Source organism: Kribbella orskensis, assembly GCF_004342085.1.
In the GTDB taxonomy this organism is placed as follows: Bacteria; Actinomycetota; Actinomycetes; order Propionibacteriales; family Kribbellaceae; genus Kribbella; species Kribbella orskensis.
The window spans coordinates 134009-149940 of the sequence record NZ_SLWM01000004.1 but is presented as its reverse complement, the minus strand read 5'-3'; the positions used below and the strand labels follow the sequence as shown (position 1 = coordinate 149940).

The window sequence follows — 15932 nt, the reverse complement described above, 5'->3', positions numbered from 1 at the left end:
ACCACGATGACGACGAACGAGTTGGTCGATCGCACGACTGCGGGACCGGTTCACGGCGGGCCCAGGCCGAGCCGCGCGGTCGGCCTGCGGCTGCTCGGACCCTACGAGGGCTCCGGGTTTCGGGAGGAGCGCTACCTGGTCGAGCGGGCCGACCGGCAGATGGTGCTGCTCACCAAGCTGCTCTACCTCATCGTGGACTACGCCGACGGGCGCACCTCCGCCGATCTGCTGGCCGACCGGGTGAGCCGGGCGTACGGTCAGCGTCTCGATCCCACCGACCTGGTCCAGCTCATCCACGAGAAGCTCGGGCCGTCCGGCCTGGTCGCGCTCTGGAACGGCGCACCTGTCGGACAGCGACGCGCCGATCCGCTGCTGGCGTTGAGTGTCCGGGGGGTGCTGCTGCCCACGGCCGCAGTACGAGTCGTCGCCCGGGTCTTCGCGCCGTTGTTCCACCGACCGGTCATCCTCGGCGTGCTGACGGCAGTAGTCGCCTTCGACGTGTGGATGGTCAGCAATCTGGCGGCTTCGGAGGTATTTGCCGCTCTCATCGAGCCGGCCGGCGTCCTTGCCGTCCTGGCTCTGTTGCTCGCTGCAACGATTTTCCACGAGTTCGGCCACGCCGCTGGATGCAGCTACGGAGGTGCCAAGCCGGGGCGGATCGGCGTGGGGATCTATTTGTGGATCCCGGCCTTCTACACCAACGTGACGAACGCGTACCGGCTGAACCGTGCAGGCCGGCTGCGGACCGACCTGGGCGGCGTGTACTTCAACGCGGTGTTCATCGTCGCGGCCGCCGCGACGTATCTGTGGACCGGGTGGGCTCCGCTGCTCGCGGTCGTCGCCCTCTCGCACCTTGAGATAGTCCAGCAATTGCTGCCGGTGGTCCGGTTCGACGGGTACTACATCCTCGGGGACCTTGCCGGTGTGCCGAATCTCTTCGGGCACGTCCGGCCGATCATGCGGAGTCTGCTTCCAGGCCATCGTGGCGACCGGGGCGTGGTGCAGCTACAGCTCCGGACCCGGGTGATCGTTACGTCATGGGTGTTGGTCACCGTGCCCGCGTTGATCATCGGCTTTGGACTTGCCGCGTGGAACGCCCCACGCTACCTGGCCGACTTCTGGGACCGGTCGGGCGAGCTGTTGGCCGGTGCGCGAGCGCTCTTTTCCGCAGGGCAGCCGGGCGCGGCGACGCTCGCCATCCTGTCCCTGCTGGCGATCACCCTGCCCGTCATCGGGCTCAGCCTGATACTCGGCAGATCGGTGCTCCACGTCAGCCGGTTGCTGCGGGCCCGGCACGCTGCAGGCGGGGCCGCACGGGCCACTCCCGTCCCGCCATCGGCAGAGGATCAGCATCGGACGGCGTCGGGAGAGGAACCCATGAGCTCTGTGGACAGCTCGAGTGATCACCAGACCAGGATCAACGGCGCCGAGTCGCAGCTCGTTGCGGCGGCCCCGCCCGGCGCAGCCGCCTTCACCGAGGAGACCATGCTCCGCCGGCGCGTACCGCCGCCCCAGCACGGTTGGCGTCACGGCCTGTACTTCGTGACGAACGGTCGCGTCAACGTCGGGCCCAGCGTCGCCGAACAACGCGAGCGGGAGCGGATCTCTCGGGTCCGAGCGCCGCTGCGTGGGCCGCGCCGAGTGGTTACGCTGAGCCGGAAGGGCGGCGCCGGGAAGACCACTACGACGCTGATGCTCGGCCACACCCTCGCTGTCCACCGCGGCGACCGGGTGGTTGCGCTGGACGCCAACCCTGACGCGGGCTCCCTCATCTACCGCGTCCGGCGAGAGTCACCGGCCACGGTTACCAGCCTGCTGGGCGAGCGCGAGCTCATCACCAAGTACGCCGATCTGCGGGCCTACACCTCGCAGGCGCCGAGTCGGCTCGAGGTGATCGCGTCCGACGACGATCCTCGCATCACCCAGGCTCTGGGCGACCTCGACTATCGCGCCGCGATCGGGCTCCTCACGCACCACTACAACCTGATCCTCGTCGACACCGGAACCGGCATCCTGGACAGCGCCGTCCAGGGCATCCTCCGGGAGGCTGACCAGGTCGTCGTCGTCATGCCGCCCGCGCTGGATGGCGCTCGGGTCGCCGCGGGAACTCTGGACTGGCTCGACCAGCACGGCCACGAGGACCTGGTCGACTCCGCCGTCGCGGTCATCAACACGACCAGAGGAAGGCCGCGCTGGCTCCAGCTCGACGAGATCGAGAAGCACTTCTCCGCCCGCTGCGCCGGCACGGTCCGCATCCCGTGGGACCCCGCGTTGGAGACCGGCGCGGCGACCGATCTCGATGACCTGCGCCCCGCTACCCGCGACGCCTATCTTGAATTGGCCGAATTGGTTGCCGACGGCTTCTCCGTGGACCGCTGGAGCGCCCAATGAGCTGTCATTCGTCCGTGTCACGTCCCACCCGAAGAGGAGCCAGAACACGATGACAATCCGCCAGCGACTCCAAGCGACAGTGCTGATTGCATCCCTGGTCGTGGGTGCGGCCGGCGGCTCCAGCATGCTCAGGTTCCGCAAGGGCCAGGACTTCGACCTGGTCGCGTCCGCCAATCCGGCGACTCCAGACAGTTCCGACGCGGATCGCACGGCCATGTACGAACGTGCAGGTGGGAAGCGGACCCAGGCCGATGCCGTGGCAAGCGCCTCAGCAACCTGCGACTCGTGCAGGGGTACGGCGACCGCAGTACAGGTCATCTACTTCGGCAAAGCGCGAAAGGGCACAGCCGACAACACGGCGACTGCATGGTCGAGCTGTCGCAACTGCGGCGCCATCAGCGTGTCCGTGCAAGTGGTGGTGGTACGGCCTGGGACCGATCTGACCGCCCGGAACCGCGCACTGGCGGTCAATGCGTCCTGTGCGGGCTGTTCCACCGCGGCTGTCGCGGTCCAGTTCGTTGTCGTCACGAAGAAGCACAAGGCGTTCTCACGCAACGGCCGCGCACAGCTCGAGGCGCTGGCGAACCAGTTGGAAGCGGAGCTGCGAGGGGCGTCTCACACCAAGGCGGCCCGCACAGCCGCGGCCAAGGAGAAGATCGGGCTGCTGGGCTTCGAAGCCCTTGTCAGGAACGAGCTCAAGCCGACGACCATGCGACCGAGCTTCGCCGTCGAGACCGGATGACGGGAGGCCACGCAGATGCCTGTCCACCGACTGACCACCATCGCGATAGCCGCTGTTGTTTCGCTCGCGCTTGTTGGCTGTGAACCCATCGAGACCACGTCACGAAGCACGAAGGGCAGTAGCAGTAAGAGCAGCAGCAGCAAGACCAGTGGCAACAGCGGAAAGAGCAGCACGAAATCGCGCGCCAGTGTCAAGATCACCGCGTCCGACAAGGTCTGCTGGGCCGGGAAGGTGGGTGGGCAGACCAAGAAGGGCTGCGGCAATGCCACCATCCAGGTCCGGGACTCCAAGGGCACCTATCGGATCCAACTGCGAAAGACCAAGGGGAGTGGCACCCTCAAGGTCGTACTGATCGTCAACGGCGACAGAGTCGACAGTGGCAGCATCACCTCCAGCTCGAGCGCCGTCTCCATCAGCTACGCCAACCGGTAGACACCCAGCGACCAGAACCGGCAGCGGCCAGGCGGCACACCATCCTCCGCCTAAATGAGGTGAACAGTTGTTTTCAGTGCCGAGGAGGGACACGTACCTAACCACACAGATGAGACTCGTTACTTGAAGCCTCGACTGGTTCGGCAACGTCAGCGGTGCTTTCCGGGCCGTTCGGAGCGACAATGGGGGTGGCGGCCCGAGGTCTCGGAATCCACCATCAGGGGACGATGACCGGATCTCCGCAAGCCTCAGCCGACCGAGGAGGTCGTGATGAGCATGCATCCGGAGTCGCGAGTACAGAGGAAGGTGCGCCGGTTCGGGTTCGGCCGGCATCCCTTGCGCCGGACCGTGGATCGAGTGGAGTCCGCGATCCTCCTGGTTGCGGGGCTGATCGCCGTACTGGTGATACCGGCCGCCATGGCTGTCGGTACTGCGGCGTCCGACGCGAGCAAGGACGCCGCGGCTCAGCGGCGCGCGGTTCTGACCGAGTCGCCGGCGCAAACCCTGTCGGACGCAGGGAGCTGGGCTGGGGCGATGCCAGGGCAGACGATGGCCCCGGTCCTGGTTGCTTGGACTGACACCGCCGGCAAGTCTCTGCAGGGATGGACCTACGCGATGTTGGGGACCAGGAGCGGCAGCGAGGTGACGATCTGGCTCGATCGTTCGGGTGCGATCGTCACGCCGCCGCGTCAACCGGCCGACAGTGAGGCGATCGGGACCTTGGCTGGGTTGGCAGCGGCGATGGCCGCTTGGCTGACGCTCATCGGCCTGACCCGACTGGCCGTTGCCGGGCTCGATCGGCGGCGCGCCCGGGACCTGGACCGCGAATGGGAACGGATCGCGCCCCGCTGGAGACACCACGAGAGTTGACCGGCTCGGCCGGCTGATTGCCGAAGTGGGCCGCCGGACGGCTCGCCTGCGTACGGCGAGCCGGGCTGTGGCGTCGCGGTTCATGATGGCGAAGGGGTTGCGCGCCCTGCCCGAGCCCGCGGCCGCGTGGTTCGCGAGAACTGTTTACGGTCGCCACTTCCTGCACGGGATCGTCTCGAACATGCGCGGCCCGACGAGCTCTCCCTGTGGGGCACTCAGTGGTGGATTGTGCCGGGGGTGACGAGGCCGGACTCGTAGGCGGCTATGACTGCTTGGGTGCGGTCGCGTAGGCGGAGTTTGGCGAGGAGGCGGCTGACGTGGGTCTTGACGGTTTCGTCGCTGACCGTCAGGCGAGCGGCGATCTCCGGGTTGGACAGACCCTCGGCGATCAGGGCGAGTACTTCGACTTCCCTGGGCGTGAGGTTGCTGAGGGCAATGGTCTTGGCGGGCGAGCGGGGCCGCTGCCGGGCGAACTCCGCGATCAGGCGGCGGGTGACGCTCGGTGCCAGCAGGCCGCCGCCGGCCGCGATCACGCGGACGGCGTCGAACAGGCGTTCCGCGGTCACGTCCTTGAGCAGGAAGCCGCTCGCGCCTGCGGCCAAGGCGTCGTACACGTGTTCGTCGAGGTCGAAGGTGGTGAGCATCAGGATCCGCGGGCCCTGGTCGGGACCGGCGTCCGCGAGGATCTGCCGGGTCGCCTCGATGCCGTCGAGGACCGGCATGCGTACGTCCATCAGGACAACGTCCGGGCGCTGCCCGGAGCGGCACAGTGCGACCGCGGCGGCGCCGTCGGCCGCGGTACCGTCGACGACGAAGTCGGGCTGGGTGTGCAGGAGCGCGCCGAACCCGGCCCGGACCACCTCTTGGTCGTCCACCACGACTATCCGGATCATGGTTCCTCCGCCGGGATCGGCAGCACGGCCTCGACCAGGCAGCCGCCACCTGGCGATCGGCCGACCACCACGGTGCCACCGACCATCCCGGCCCGCTCGCGCATACCCAGCAGGCCATGGCCACTGCCGTCGCCTGGGACGTCAGGCCCCGGTCCGTTGTCGCGAACCCGGACGAGCAAGGCCGCTGCCGTGTAGTCGAGTTCGACGTCTACAGCCGCACCGGGTGCATGCCGGCGGGCGTTGGTGAGCGCCTCCTGAACGATTCGGTACGCCGTGAGCTGTACGCCCGGGTCGAGCGGCATCACCGTGCCTCGCACGATAAGCCGCGCGCCGGCACCGCCGGACGCGCGTGCCTCGTCGACGAGCGCGTTGAGTTGCTCCAACCCGGGCTGCGGCGCGCGGACGGGACCGCTCTCCGGCAGGCCGACGTCCTCGCGTAGTACTCCCAGTAGCCGCCGCATCTCGGTCAGCGCAGTCCGGGCGGTGTCGCCGATCGCCAGCAACCGTCTGGCGCCGTCCGGCGGCAGGCCGGGGGTGGTCAGCCGGGCAGTCTCGGCCTGGACCGCGATCATGGAGATGTGGTGTGCGACCACGTCGTGCAGCTCGCGGGCGATCCGGGCCCGCTCACCTCGGGCTGCGTGTTCCAGCAAGGTGTCGGCCGTAGCCCGGCTGGCTGCGGCGTTCGCGACCGCCTCGCCGCGGTCCCGGACGGCTGCACCCAGGAGGACGGCGGCGGTCACCAAGACCAGCAACAGCGTGGTGCCCGCGTCTGGTCGGCCGAAGGCGAACAGCACGAATGGCAGCAAGAACGGCAGCGAGACCTTGCGTGAGCGGTTCCGCCCCAGCCAGTACAGCGCGAGCAACTCGGCCAGGACGCCCGCGACGAACAGCGGCTCCTCGCCGCCGAGCATGATCGTGTTGGCGAGCGTCACGGCCAGCGTCACGGCGACCGGCTGCGGCGCCAGCAAGGCCAGCGGCGCGGTCGCCACCAGGCCGAGGAGCAGCAACGTACCGAGGTCCATGCCTGTTTGGTCGCCACGGTTCCCGGCCTCGACGACGGCGAGCACGGCAAGGACCGCGGCAACGACGAGCATCGCGTCGCGGGTGCCGCCGATCCGGCGGGTGCCCAGCAGCACCCGGTCGGCCAGTTCGCGGGCCTGACTCACGTCAGCATTGTCCGCCTGGCACCACCCTGCCCGCATCACCCCGCGGCAGTACCTCTCGTGGGGGACGGAACACGGCCCCGCTAGGTGACGACACTCCGCTCGGACAGCCGTAGCGTCCCAGGACATGAACAGCGTCGAGGTGCAGGAATTGCGCAAGAAGTACGGCGCCACCGTCGCGGTGGACGGTCTGTCCTTCACAGTTCAGCCCGGCCAGGTGACCGGATTCGTCGGACCGAACGGTGCCGGCAAGTCGACGACGATGCGGGTGGTCCTCGGGCTGGACGCGCCGGACGGTGGCAGCGCGCTGGTCGGTGGGCGCCGCTACCGGGACCTCGGCGATCCGTTGCGCGAGGTCGGTGCGCTCCTCGACGCGGGAGCGGTCCATCCTGCCCGGAAGGCCCGGGACCACCTCCTGTGGATGGCGCAGTACAACGGCTTGCCCGCCCGGCGGGTGGACGAGGTTCTGGACCTGGTGGGACTCGCGGAGGTGGCGCGGCGCCGGGCAGGTGGGTTCTCGCTCGGGATGCGGCAGCGGCTCGGGATTGCCGGCGCGTTGCTCGGGGACCCTCCGGTCCTTTTGTTCGACGAGCCGGTGAACGGGCTCGACCCGGAGGGCATCGTGTGGATCCGTGGGCTGCTGCGGTCGCTGGCGGCCGAGGGCCGGGCGGTGCTGGTGTCCAGCCACCTGATGGGGGAGCTGGAGGGCAGTGCGGACCACCTCATCGTGATCGGGCGTGGCCGGTTGATCGCGGATACGACGGTGCGTGAGTTGCTGGCTGCCGCGTCGGCGGACCGGGTCGGGTTGCGTACGACGGAGCGCACGGCGGCGATGACCGTCCTCGCGAACGCCGGTGCCGTGGTGGCCGCGACCGACCACGACCGGGTGACCGTGACCGGGCTGACCCCCGAGCGCGTCATCAAGCTGCTGAACGAGAACGGACTGCCGTTCTCCGAGATCGCGGCCTACCGAGCCTCGCTGGAGGAGGCGTACATGGACCTGACCAGGGACGCGGTCGAGTTCGCCGCTCACACGAGGTCGCGGGAGGCGTGATGAGCAGTTTCCTGCAGGTCCTGCGCGGCGAGTGGACAAAGTTCAGGTCGGTCCGAAGCAGCGCGCTGTGCCTGTTCGCCGCGGTCGCCGTGACGGTGCTGCTCGAGCTGCTCGGATCGACCGCTGGATCCACGGACGCCAACAAGCAGCCGAGCTACTCGGACCAGGCGTACTTCGTGCACAAGCCGCTCAGCGGTGACGGCACAGTCGTCGCCCGCGTCGTCAGCCAGCTGGACAGCCAGGAGTGGGCGAAAGCCGGCCTGCTCGTCAAGGCCGGGCTTGCGCCCGGATCGCCGTACGCCGCGGTCATGCTGACTCCTGAGCATGGGGTCCGGATGCAGGCAACGTTCGACACCGACCTCGCCGGCGCGGCGACCGCAGCGCCACGGTGGCTCAAGCTGACCCGGACCGGCAACACGGTCACGGGATACGAGTCGGCGGACGGCCAGAGCTGGCAGCAGGTCGGGACTGTGACTGTGGCGCTGCCGCGAGACGCCGAGGTCGGCCTGTTCGTCGCGTCGCCGCCGAACTACCGGACCACGCGGACCGGTAGCGGTTCTGCGATCAGCCTCGAAGGGACAGTCGGTACGGCGGTCTTCGACAGCGTGACCGTCACCGGTGCGCGAACGACGCCGGACTGGGCCGGCCAGAGCATCACCAGTGGGCCGTCCAAGGTGAATCCGATGCTCAGCGCGGGCGACGGGCTCTCCCGGTCGGGCGGGACGTTCACCGTGAGCGGATCGGGTGACATCGCCGGGTACGGCATCGCCAGTTGGCGCTCGCCGGGTGACGACGACGTGGTGATGCTCAGCCTGTTCGGAGTACGGCTCGGGATGATCGCGATCATCGCTCTCGGCGTCCTGTTCATGACCGCCGAGTACCGGACCGGGCTGATCCGGACCACGCTGGCCGCCTCCCCCCGGCGTGGGCACGTGCTGGCCGGCAAGGCCGTCGTACTCGCTGGAGTGGTGTTCGTTGCCGGGTTGATCGCGAGTGTCGCCGCGTTCCTGCTCGCGCAGCCCGGGATGCATGACGGTGGCTACAACCCACCGGCGTACCCGCACATCTCGCTGACGGACGGCAGCGCGGTGCGCGCGGTGGCCGGCACGGCCATCTACCTGGCGCTCGTCGCGCTGTTCAGCCTCGGAATCGCGGTGGTCTGGCGGCGTACCGCTGGAGCAATCGTGTTCGTCATCGCGCTGGTGGTGTTGCCCCAGATTGTCGCGCCGGTGATCTCGCCCGGGGCCGACATCTGGGTCAGCCGGCTCACGCCGGTGGCCGGGCTGGCAGTTCAGCAGTCCATCGAGTCCGGCCAGGTCATCGGCCCGTGGGCCGGGCTGGGCGTGATGTTCGCGTACGCCGTCGCCGCACTCGGTCTCGCGTACTGGCAGCTCACCCGCCGGGACGCCTGATGCAGCGCGCCGGAAGAGCCCTGTGGGCCGAGTGGACGAAGCTGCGCACTGTACCGAGCACCGGCTGGACGCTGCTTTCGGCCGTGGTCATGACCGCTGCGGTCGGCGCCCTGGTCAGCTGGGACCTCACGCCGCCGAACTGCGAGCGCTCCGACCCGTCCTGCGACTTCGACCTGACCAAGCTCAGCCTGTCCGGGGTGTACATCGGTCAGGCTGCCGTGGTCGTGCTGGCGGTGCTCGCCGTGACCACGGAGTACGAAGCCGGCATGATCCGCACCACTCTGGCGGCCTGCCCGCGCCGTCTGACCGTCCTTGCGACAAAGGTCGCGGTGCTTGCTTCGGTCGTGCTGCTGGTCGCGGTCGTCAGCGTCCTCGGCTCGCTGGTGGTGGGCCGGGAACTCCTTGCGCGCGGCGGTTTTACGACAGCAGGAGGCTACCGGCCACTGTCTCTCGGCGACGACCCGACGCTGCGCGCCTATGGCGGTACCGTGCTGTACCTGGGCCTGGTGGCAATCATTGCTCTCGGCATCGGTTTTGTCGTCCGGCACACGGGTGGCGCGGTGACGCTCGTCCTCGGGCTTCTCTACCTGGCGCCTATCATCACGATCGCCGTCTCCGACCCGCGCTGGCGCGAATGGATCGAACAGGTGTCGCCGATGACCGCCGGGTTGTCCATCCAGGCGACCCTGCGACTCGACGCACTGCCGATCTCACCATGGCGCGGTCTGGGCGTCGTAGCGCTCTACGCCGCTGCCTCCACCGCCGCCGCCGCAGTCGCCCTACGTTTCCGCGACGCCTGACGGGCACCTGTTGCCTGGGGCGACTTTCTGTCGGCGGGGCGTCACCGGAACTTGGACCGGTGGTCCGGCGATGAAGGGTCCGTTCTGCGGGATCAGTTCGACGTACACCGCGAAGCGACCCGGGTTGACTGCCTGGAGCTCACAATCCAGATGCGTGTCCGAGCGAGGCTTGACGAGGCACTAGTCGGGCAAGCCGAACGTCGCGACCGTCGCGGGATCGGGAAAGCCCGTGATGGTCGCGATGCGGCTGCCCTCGATGGTGAAGGCCATCAGCCCATAGGGGGCAGAGGCGCCGGTGTCATCGGGCAGGTAGGCGGCGACGGCGTGGACACCGTTCGCTCGCGTGCGCTGGAGCCGGATGCGGTCGAGGTGCCCGTCGGCGGGCACGGAGGAAAAGAAGTCGATGATCGTGGCGCGGCCGCGGAACTCGGCCAGCTCCGGCGGCATCCGCAGGATCGCGTCCTCGCGGAGGAGAGCGGCCAAGGTCTGGAAGTCGCAACGGTGCCACGCATCCATGAAGCGATCCACGACCTCGCGGTCGCGTTCCTCGAGGGAAGGGCTCGCAGTCTGGGGCGGGACAGCGTCGCGCATCGTGGCGCGGGCGCGTTGCAGCGAGCTGTTGACCGCTGCCACGCTGGTATCGAGCAGGTCGGCGATCTCCGCGGCTTGCCAGCCGACGACATCGCGCAAGATGAGCGTGGCGCGCTGGGTGGCGGGCAGACACTGGAGAGCGGCGACGAAAGCCAGCGCGACCGATTCCCGACGTTCGGCGACAGCAGCCGGGTCGGCGTCGGTGACGGCAAGCTGGTCGAGCAGCCGGTCGGGGTACGGCGTCAGGTAGGGCACATCGGCCAGGCCCGCCGGTACGCGCGTCCGCGCCGTGCGCACGTTCAGGCAGGTGGTGGTGGCGATGCGATACAGCCAGTGCCGCAACGGCGCGCGCCCTTGGAACTGGTCGAGACTCCGCCAAGCCCGCAGCAGCGTCTCCTGGGTGGCTTCCTCTGCGTCGTGGTACGAACCGAGCATCCGGTAGCAGTGCAGGTGCAGCGCCCGGTGATGGTCGGCCAGCAGCGCGTCGAAGGCGCCGCGGTCACCGGCTCTCGCGGCGTCCAGCAGGGTCGCCTCGCCCCGGTCTGCGGGCACTGTCGGTCTCACGATCGCCATGGTAAGCCGCACTTCGGACAGTATTCGCCGGCACCGATGAGTTCGCCGGCTGTCCATTGTCATACGGGGTGCAGGGCCGATGGACGGCCCGCGTCGAGGAGGCTCCGATGGATGCCCGTGAGATCGTCAACACGTATTACGCCGCCTGGCAGGAGCGTGCCGGCGACATGTCCGACGTACCGCTGGCGGCCGGCTTCACCTTCACCGGGCCGGTCGCGAGCTTCTCCGACGCGGCGGGGTTCCGGGCTATGGCCGCCGAGGCCGGCGCCGCGCTGCGGAGCTTCCGGGTACGCCGGCAGTTCACCGACGGCAGCCTGGTCTGCTCGATCGTGGACTGGGAGCTCGATCCGCTGCCGGGCTTGCTGACCGCCGCGGAGATCCTGGAGGTCCAGGACGGTCAGATCGTCAGCGGTGAACTCATCTACGACGCGGAGGATCTGCGTCGCGCGATGGCCGCAGCCGACGAGTGACAGGGGAGACCCATGCCGAACCTGATCGACACCATCGACATCAAGGCCTCGCCGGAGGCTGTCTGGGCAGTCCTGGGGGATCTCGCCGCTACTACGGACTGGCTGCCTGGCACCGTCAATGCCCGAGTCGATTCCGGCACCCGGATCTGTGTGATGGCCGACGGCTCGGAGGTCCATGAGCAGATCGACAACTACTCCACGACTGCCCGCAGTTACGACTGGCAGCACCTGCGGGTAGCCCTGCCGGTGCGGGATTCCCATGGCAGGTTCAGCGTCCTCACCAACGATTCGGGAGGCGCGACCGTGGTCCTCGAGATGCAGTTCGTGCCAATCGACGAGTCGGTCGTCGGCGAGGTCACCACGATGATCCACGGCGCCTTCCACCAGTCCTTGGAGTCCCTCCGCCAGTTCGTCGAACATGGGATCCGCTGGAACGCCGCGCTGTCGCCTGATGGCCCACAGTCGGGATGAGGAGGGCGAGCTGGTCCCGCTCGAACGGCTGGGAGGCTTCCCTCGGTCAGTCAGCGGGGGAGTGCCTTGTCCACGATGTCGAGGCCTTGCCCGAGCAGGTGCTCGGGCATGACGAGCGGCGGCAGGAACCGCAGCACGTTGCCGAAAGTTCCCGCGGTGAGAACCACGAGCCCCTCGGCGTGACAGGCCTTGGCCGCGGCCTGCGTGGCGACCGGGTTCGGCTGCTTGGTGCCGCGGTGCACCAGTTCAATCGCGACCATCGCACCGCGCCCGCGCACATCGCCGATCACGGGATGGCGATCGGCCATCTCCCGTAGCCGGTTGAGCAGCAACTCACCGATCCGCCGGGCGCGGGCGCACAGGTCGAGCTCCTGCATGGTCGCGATCGCGCCGAGGGCAGCGGCGCAGGCGACCGGGTTGCCGCCGTACGTGCCTCCGAGACCTCCGACGTGCGGCGCGTCCATGATCTCCGCCCGCCCGGTGACAGCGGACAGCGGCAGCCCGCCGGCGATCCCCTTCGCGGTGGTCACCAGATCGGGCACCACGCCTTCGTCCTCGCAGGCGAACCAGTCACCGGTCCGGCAGAACCCGGTCTGGATCTCGTCGGCGACGAACACGATCCCGTTGTCCCGGCAATACGCCGCGAGGCGGGGCAGGAACCCGGGAGCCGGGACGACGAACCCGCCCTCGCCCTGGATCGGCTCGATCACCAGGCAGGCGGTGTTCTCCGCGCCGACCTGCGTGTCGATCACGGCGATCGCGCGCTCGGCCGCCTCCTCACCGCCGATCGGCACCGGCTCTCGGAACGGGTACGACGTGGGGGCGCGGTAGACCTCGGGCGCGAACGGGCCGAAGGAGTGCTTGTACGGCATGTTCTTCGCGGTCAGGGCCATCGTCAGGTTGGTGCGGCCGTGGTAGCCGTGGTCGAACGCCACCACGGCCTGCCGCTGCGTGTGGGCGCGGGCGATCTTGACCGCGTTCTCCACGGCCTCGGCGCCGGAGTTGAACAGCACAGACCGCTTCTCATGGTCGCCGGGAGTCCGCGCGTTCAGCTCCTCGCAGACGGCCAGGTAGGCCTCGTACGGCGTCACCATCATGCAGGTGTGGGTGAACCGCGTGACCTGCTCGGCGACGGCGGCGGCGACCTGCTCGGCGCTGTTGCCCACGCCGGTGACGGCGATCCCTGAGCCGAAGTCGATGAGCGAGTTGCCGTCCGCGTCGATGAGCACACCCCCACTGGCCTGCTCGACGAATACCGGAAGCAGGATGCTCAGCCCGCGCGCCACCGCGGCTTCGCGCCGCGCCAGCAGTTCCCGCGACCGGGGACCGGGGATCTCCGTGACGACACGGCGTTCCTGGGGCAGCACGGTCACGCCTCGATGTTGGTCATCACGTGCTTGATCCGGGTGTAGTCCTCCAGGCCGTACGTCGACAGGTCCTTGCCGTAGCCCGAGTGCTTGAAGCCGCCGTGCGGCATCTCCGCGACCAGCGGAATGTGGCAGTTGATCCAGACACAGCCGTAGTCCAGTCGTTTCGCCATCCGCATGGCCCGGCCGTGGTCACGGGTCCAGACCGAGGACGCAAGGCCGTACTGCACGCCGTTGGCCCACCGCACCGCTTCGTCGTCGTCGCTGAACTGCTGCACCGTGATGACCGGGCCGAAGATCTCCTCACGGCTGGCCTCGTCGTCCTGCCGCAGGCCCGACACGACCGTGGGTGCGTAGAAGAATCCACGCTCGCCTGCCTGCGCGCCACCGGTGTTCAGCTGGGCATGATCGGGCAGCCGCTGTACGAAACCGCTCACCCGGTCCAGCTGGATCCGGTTGTTCAGCGGGCCGTACAGCACGTCCTCGTCGTCGGGCATGCCTGTCTTGGTGTTCTTTGCCTGTTCGGTGAGCGCTGCGACGAAGTCGTCGTACAGTCGCGGCCCGGCTAGTACGCGCGTGGCCGCCGTACAGTCCTGTCCGGCGTTGAAGTAGCCCGCGACCGCGATCGCTTCCGCGGCCTTCGCCACGTCGGCGTCGTCGAACACCACCACCGGCGCTTTGCCGCCGAGCTCCAGGTGGACCTGTTTGAGGTCGCGCGCCGCGGTCTGTGCTACCTCCATGCCGGCTCGCACCGAGCCGGTGATGGAGACCAGCTGCGGCACCTCGTGCTCAACCAGCGCCCGCCCGGTGTCGCGGTCGCCGCACACCACGTTGAACACGCCGGGCGGAAGGAACTCCGCAGCCATCTCGGCCAGCATCGCTGTGGTCACAGGCGTGGTGTCACTCGGCTTGAGTACGACGGTGTTGCCCGCGGCCAGCGCCGGCGCGAACTTCCAGACCGCCATCATCATCGGGTAGTTCCACGGCGTCACCTGCGCGCAGACCCCGATCGGTTCCCGCCGGACGTACGACGTGTGTCCGGCCAGGTACTCGCCCGCGGCCTTGCCCTCGAGCACCCGCGCGGCGCCGGCGAAGAACCGGAGTTGGTCGACCATCGGGGCGATCTCCTCGGACATGGTCAGCCCGAGCGGCTTGCCGGTGTTCTCGGACTCGGCCGCGACCAGGTCGCCGGCGCGAGCCTCCATCTCGTCGGCGAGCTTGGAGAGCGCTCGCTGGCGCTCGCTCGGTGTCGTCTCCCGCCAGCTGTCGAAGGCTCTCGCGGCAGCGCGCAGCGCGGTGTCGACGTCGGCCGGTCCGGACAGCGGCGCCGTACCGAAGGTCTCCCCGGTCGTAGGGTCGACCAGGTCGGTCGTCCGGCCGTCGGCGGCGTCGCGGAACTCACCGTCGACGAAATTGCGGACCGTTCGCTTCGCGTTCATGAGGTCCCTCCGATGCCTCGCTCACACCGCCAGAGTTGGCGAAAAGTCGCGGAAAGTCCATGGGGCCGCTGAGTTCGAGGCAGAGACAAACTCGCGATCGGCTGCGTACAGTAAAAAGATTCGGAGATGGGGTCCGAGCCATGCAGTCTGCCGCCCGTTACTCACTGCCGCCCCGTGTGCTCGGTGTGAAGAGGGAGGAGCAGGCGATGGTGCGGTTCAGTTACGTCCAGTTGCCCGATTACCCGCTCGCGGACTGTATCGACATGATCAAGACCGCGGACGAGTTGGGCTTCTACGCCGCGTACAGCGTCGACGAGACGTGGCACAAGGACATGTGGCTGCTGTTCGCGGCAGCGGCCGACAAGACCAAGAACATCCGTCTCGGCCCCAACGTCACGCACGTGATCCTGCGCGAGCCGACGCACATCTGCCAGATGCTGGCCACGCTCGACGAACTGTCCGGCGGGCGGGCGGAGGCGGTGGTCAGCTTCGGCAACCTCGGCCTGCTCGAGCAGTACCACGTCGACTGGAAGTCGATGAAGCCGTTGTCGCGGGTGCGGGAGGCGATGGAGGTGATGCGCCGCTTCCTCGATGACGGCGCGATCACCTTCGACGGCGAATTCTTCAAGTACACCGGGTTGTTCACCTTCGCCCGCCCGGTCCAGGAGAAGATCCCGCTGAAGATGGGTGCGATGGGCGGACCGCGGTCGTTCGAGGTCGCGGGCGAGATCGCCGACGGCATGCACCACGCGCTCGGCTACTCCCGGGAGAATTACGAGTACGTCGCCGAGCACGTGAAACTGGGCCTGGACAAGTCCGGGCGCAGCCTGGACGACTTCGACCTGGGCGCGTGGGTGGTCTTCGCGGTCGCCGAGGATTCGGAGGCGGCCAAGCGAGCGGCGCGGATCATGGTCGGCTTCTACATCTCGTCGATGCCGGCCAACCAGCTCGCCCGGCACGGTCTCAACCGGGACGACCTGCAGCCGATCATCGACGCCCTCGGTGCGGGCGAGATCGACCGGGCCATCGAGCTGACGTCGCCGGAGCTCGCGGCGACCCTCTCCGTGGCCGGTACGCCGGAGGAGTGTGTCGCCAAGCTGAAGACCGACATCCTGCCCACCGGCGTCAACCACATCATTGCCGCTGTCACCGACCCGATGATGGTGAAAGCCTTTAGTGGCAAGGAGATCGAAGGCGTCCCGCACGTCCAGGGACAGCTGCGTCTGATCCACGACAAGGTGATGCCCGAACTCTGATGAGGACG

Annotated in this window: 15 protein-coding genes; 10 read left to right on the top strand and 5 right to left on the bottom strand. The window is 68.5% G+C overall.

Annotated elements, in window-relative coordinates; translation table 11 throughout:
- The first annotated feature begins 6 nt into the window (after positions 1 to 6).
- The 4 genes from EV644_RS12985 (at position 7) to EV644_RS12970 (ending at position 4435) form a co-directional block, all read left to right on the top strand.
- Positions 7 to 2391, top strand: a complete 2385-nt coding sequence (locus tag EV644_RS12985; protein ID WP_132188495.1) for a MinD/ParA family ATP-binding protein — start codon at positions 7 to 9, stop codon at positions 2389 to 2391.
- 49 nt (positions 2392 to 2440) lie between these two features.
- Positions 2441 to 3133 (top strand): hypothetical protein, encoded by a 693-nt coding sequence (locus EV644_RS12980; protein WP_132188494.1) that lies wholly within the window; start codon positions 2441 to 2443, stop codon positions 3131 to 3133.
- Positions 3134 to 3148: 15 nt separating this feature from the next.
- Entirely contained in the window at positions 3149 to 3565 is a 417-nt protein-coding gene (locus tag EV644_RS12975) for a hypothetical protein (RefSeq protein WP_132188493.1), read from the top strand.
- A gap of 270 nt (positions 3566 to 3835) precedes the next feature.
- On the top strand, positions 3836 to 4435 hold the full coding sequence (locus tag EV644_RS12970) for an Rv1733c family protein (RefSeq protein WP_132188492.1): 600 nt from the start codon (positions 3836 to 3838) through the stop codon (positions 4433 to 4435).
- A gap of 215 nt (positions 4436 to 4650) precedes the next feature.
- Here EV644_RS12970 and EV644_RS12965 read toward each other — a convergent pair whose 3' ends face one another.
- Both EV644_RS12965 and EV644_RS12960 read right to left on the bottom strand, forming a co-directional pair.
- Positions 4651 to 5328, bottom strand: a complete 678-nt coding sequence (locus EV644_RS12965) for a response regulator (RefSeq protein ID WP_132188491.1) — start codon at positions 5326 to 5328, stop codon at positions 4651 to 4653.
- Positions 5325 to 6494 (bottom strand): sensor histidine kinase, encoded by a 1170-nt coding sequence (locus EV644_RS12960; RefSeq protein ID WP_199239788.1) that lies wholly within the window; start codon positions 6492 to 6494, stop codon positions 5325 to 5327. Before EV644_RS12960 ends, EV644_RS12965 begins: the two co-directional genes overlap by 4 nt.
- Before the next feature lie 124 nt (positions 6495 to 6618).
- Between EV644_RS12960 and EV644_RS12955 the strand changes: the two genes are divergently transcribed.
- The 3 genes from EV644_RS12955 to EV644_RS12945 are packed head-to-tail and all read left to right on the top strand — an operon-like array spanning position 6619 to position 9757.
- Positions 6619 to 7545: an ABC transporter ATP-binding protein gene (locus tag EV644_RS12955; RefSeq protein WP_132188490.1), complete on the top strand. Its 927-nt coding sequence runs from the start codon at positions 6619 to 6621 to the stop codon at positions 7543 to 7545.
- Complete coding sequence (locus tag EV644_RS12950; protein ID WP_132188489.1) at positions 7545 to 8957, top strand: ABC transporter permease subunit; 1413 nt, start codon at positions 7545 to 7547, stop codon at positions 8955 to 8957. The genes EV644_RS12955 and EV644_RS12950 overlap by 1 nt, the downstream gene beginning before the upstream one ends.
- A complete protein-coding gene (locus EV644_RS12945; protein ID WP_132188488.1) occupies positions 8957 to 9757 on the top strand; it encodes an ABC transporter permease in 801 nt (266 codons plus the stop codon). The genes EV644_RS12950 and EV644_RS12945 overlap by 1 nt, the downstream gene beginning before the upstream one ends.
- Before the next feature lie 180 nt (positions 9758 to 9937).
- Here the strand turns inward: EV644_RS12945 and EV644_RS12940 are convergent, their stop codons facing one another.
- A complete protein-coding gene (locus tag EV644_RS12940; RefSeq protein ID WP_158292811.1) occupies positions 9938 to 10912 on the bottom strand; it encodes an RNA polymerase subunit sigma-70 in 975 nt (324 codons plus the stop codon).
- 116 nt (positions 10913 to 11028) lie between these two features.
- On the opposite strand from EV644_RS12940, the gene EV644_RS12935 reads away from it, so the two are divergent.
- Positions 11029 to 11391, top strand: coding sequence for a nuclear transport factor 2 family protein (locus tag EV644_RS12935; protein WP_132188486.1), 363 nt, complete (start codon positions 11029 to 11031; stop codon positions 11389 to 11391).
- A gap of 12 nt (positions 11392 to 11403) precedes the next feature.
- Positions 11404 to 11862, top strand: a complete 459-nt coding sequence (locus EV644_RS12930; RefSeq protein ID WP_132188485.1) for an SRPBCC family protein — start codon at positions 11404 to 11406, stop codon at positions 11860 to 11862.
- A gap of 50 nt (positions 11863 to 11912) precedes the next feature.
- Here EV644_RS12930 and gabT read toward each other — a convergent pair whose 3' ends face one another.
- Entirely contained in the window at positions 11913 to 13235 is a 1323-nt protein-coding gene (gene gabT, locus EV644_RS12925; protein WP_132188484.1) for a 4-aminobutyrate--2-oxoglutarate transaminase, read from the bottom strand.
- Positions 13232 to 14668 (bottom strand): gamma-aminobutyraldehyde dehydrogenase, encoded by a 1437-nt coding sequence (locus tag EV644_RS12920; protein ID WP_132188483.1) that lies wholly within the window; start codon positions 14666 to 14668, stop codon positions 13232 to 13234. The genes gabT and EV644_RS12920 overlap by 4 nt, the downstream gene beginning before the upstream one ends.
- Before the next feature lie 206 nt (positions 14669 to 14874).
- On the opposite strand from EV644_RS12920, the gene EV644_RS12915 reads away from it, so the two are divergent.
- Positions 14875 to 15924, top strand: coding sequence for an LLM class flavin-dependent oxidoreductase (locus tag EV644_RS12915; RefSeq protein ID WP_199239787.1), 1050 nt, complete (start codon positions 14875 to 14877; stop codon positions 15922 to 15924).
- Positions 15925 to 15932: the final 8 nt, after the last annotated feature.

Excerpts from the sequence above, each read along its gene's own strand:
- EV644_RS12985 (WP_132188495.1), top strand. The coding sequence starts at position 7 with ATGACGACGAACGAGTTGGTCGATCGCACGACTGCGGGACCGGTTCAC.
- EV644_RS12980 (WP_132188494.1), top strand. The coding sequence starts at position 2,441 with ATGACAATCCGCCAGCGACTCCAAGCGACAGTGCTGATTGCATCCCTG.
- EV644_RS12975 (WP_132188493.1), top strand. The coding sequence starts at position 3,149 with ATGCCTGTCCACCGACTGACCACCATCGCGATAGCCGCTGTTGTTTCG.
- EV644_RS12970 (WP_132188492.1), top strand. The coding sequence starts at position 3,836 with ATGAGCATGCATCCGGAGTCGCGAGTACAGAGGAAGGTGCGCCGGTTC.
- EV644_RS12965 (WP_132188491.1), bottom strand. The coding sequence starts at position 5,328 with ATGATCCGGATAGTCGTGGTGGACGACCAAGAGGTGGTCCGGGCCGGG.
- EV644_RS12955 (WP_132188490.1), top strand. The coding sequence starts at position 6,619 with ATGAACAGCGTCGAGGTGCAGGAATTGCGCAAGAAGTACGGCGCCACC.
- EV644_RS12950 (WP_132188489.1), top strand. The coding sequence starts at position 7,545 with ATGAGCAGTTTCCTGCAGGTCCTGCGCGGCGAGTGGACAAAGTTCAGG.
- EV644_RS12945 (WP_132188488.1), top strand. The coding sequence starts at position 8,957 with ATGCAGCGCGCCGGAAGAGCCCTGTGGGCCGAGTGGACGAAGCTGCGC.
- EV644_RS12935 (WP_132188486.1), top strand. The coding sequence starts at position 11,029 with ATGGATGCCCGTGAGATCGTCAACACGTATTACGCCGCCTGGCAGGAG.
- EV644_RS12930 (WP_132188485.1), top strand. The coding sequence starts at position 11,404 with ATGCCGAACCTGATCGACACCATCGACATCAAGGCCTCGCCGGAGGCT.
- EV644_RS12920 (WP_132188483.1), bottom strand. The coding sequence starts at position 14,668 with ATGAACGCGAAGCGAACGGTCCGCAATTTCGTCGACGGTGAGTTCCGC.
- EV644_RS12915 (WP_199239787.1), top strand. The coding sequence starts at position 14,875 with ATGGTGCGGTTCAGTTACGTCCAGTTGCCCGATTACCCGCTCGCGGAC.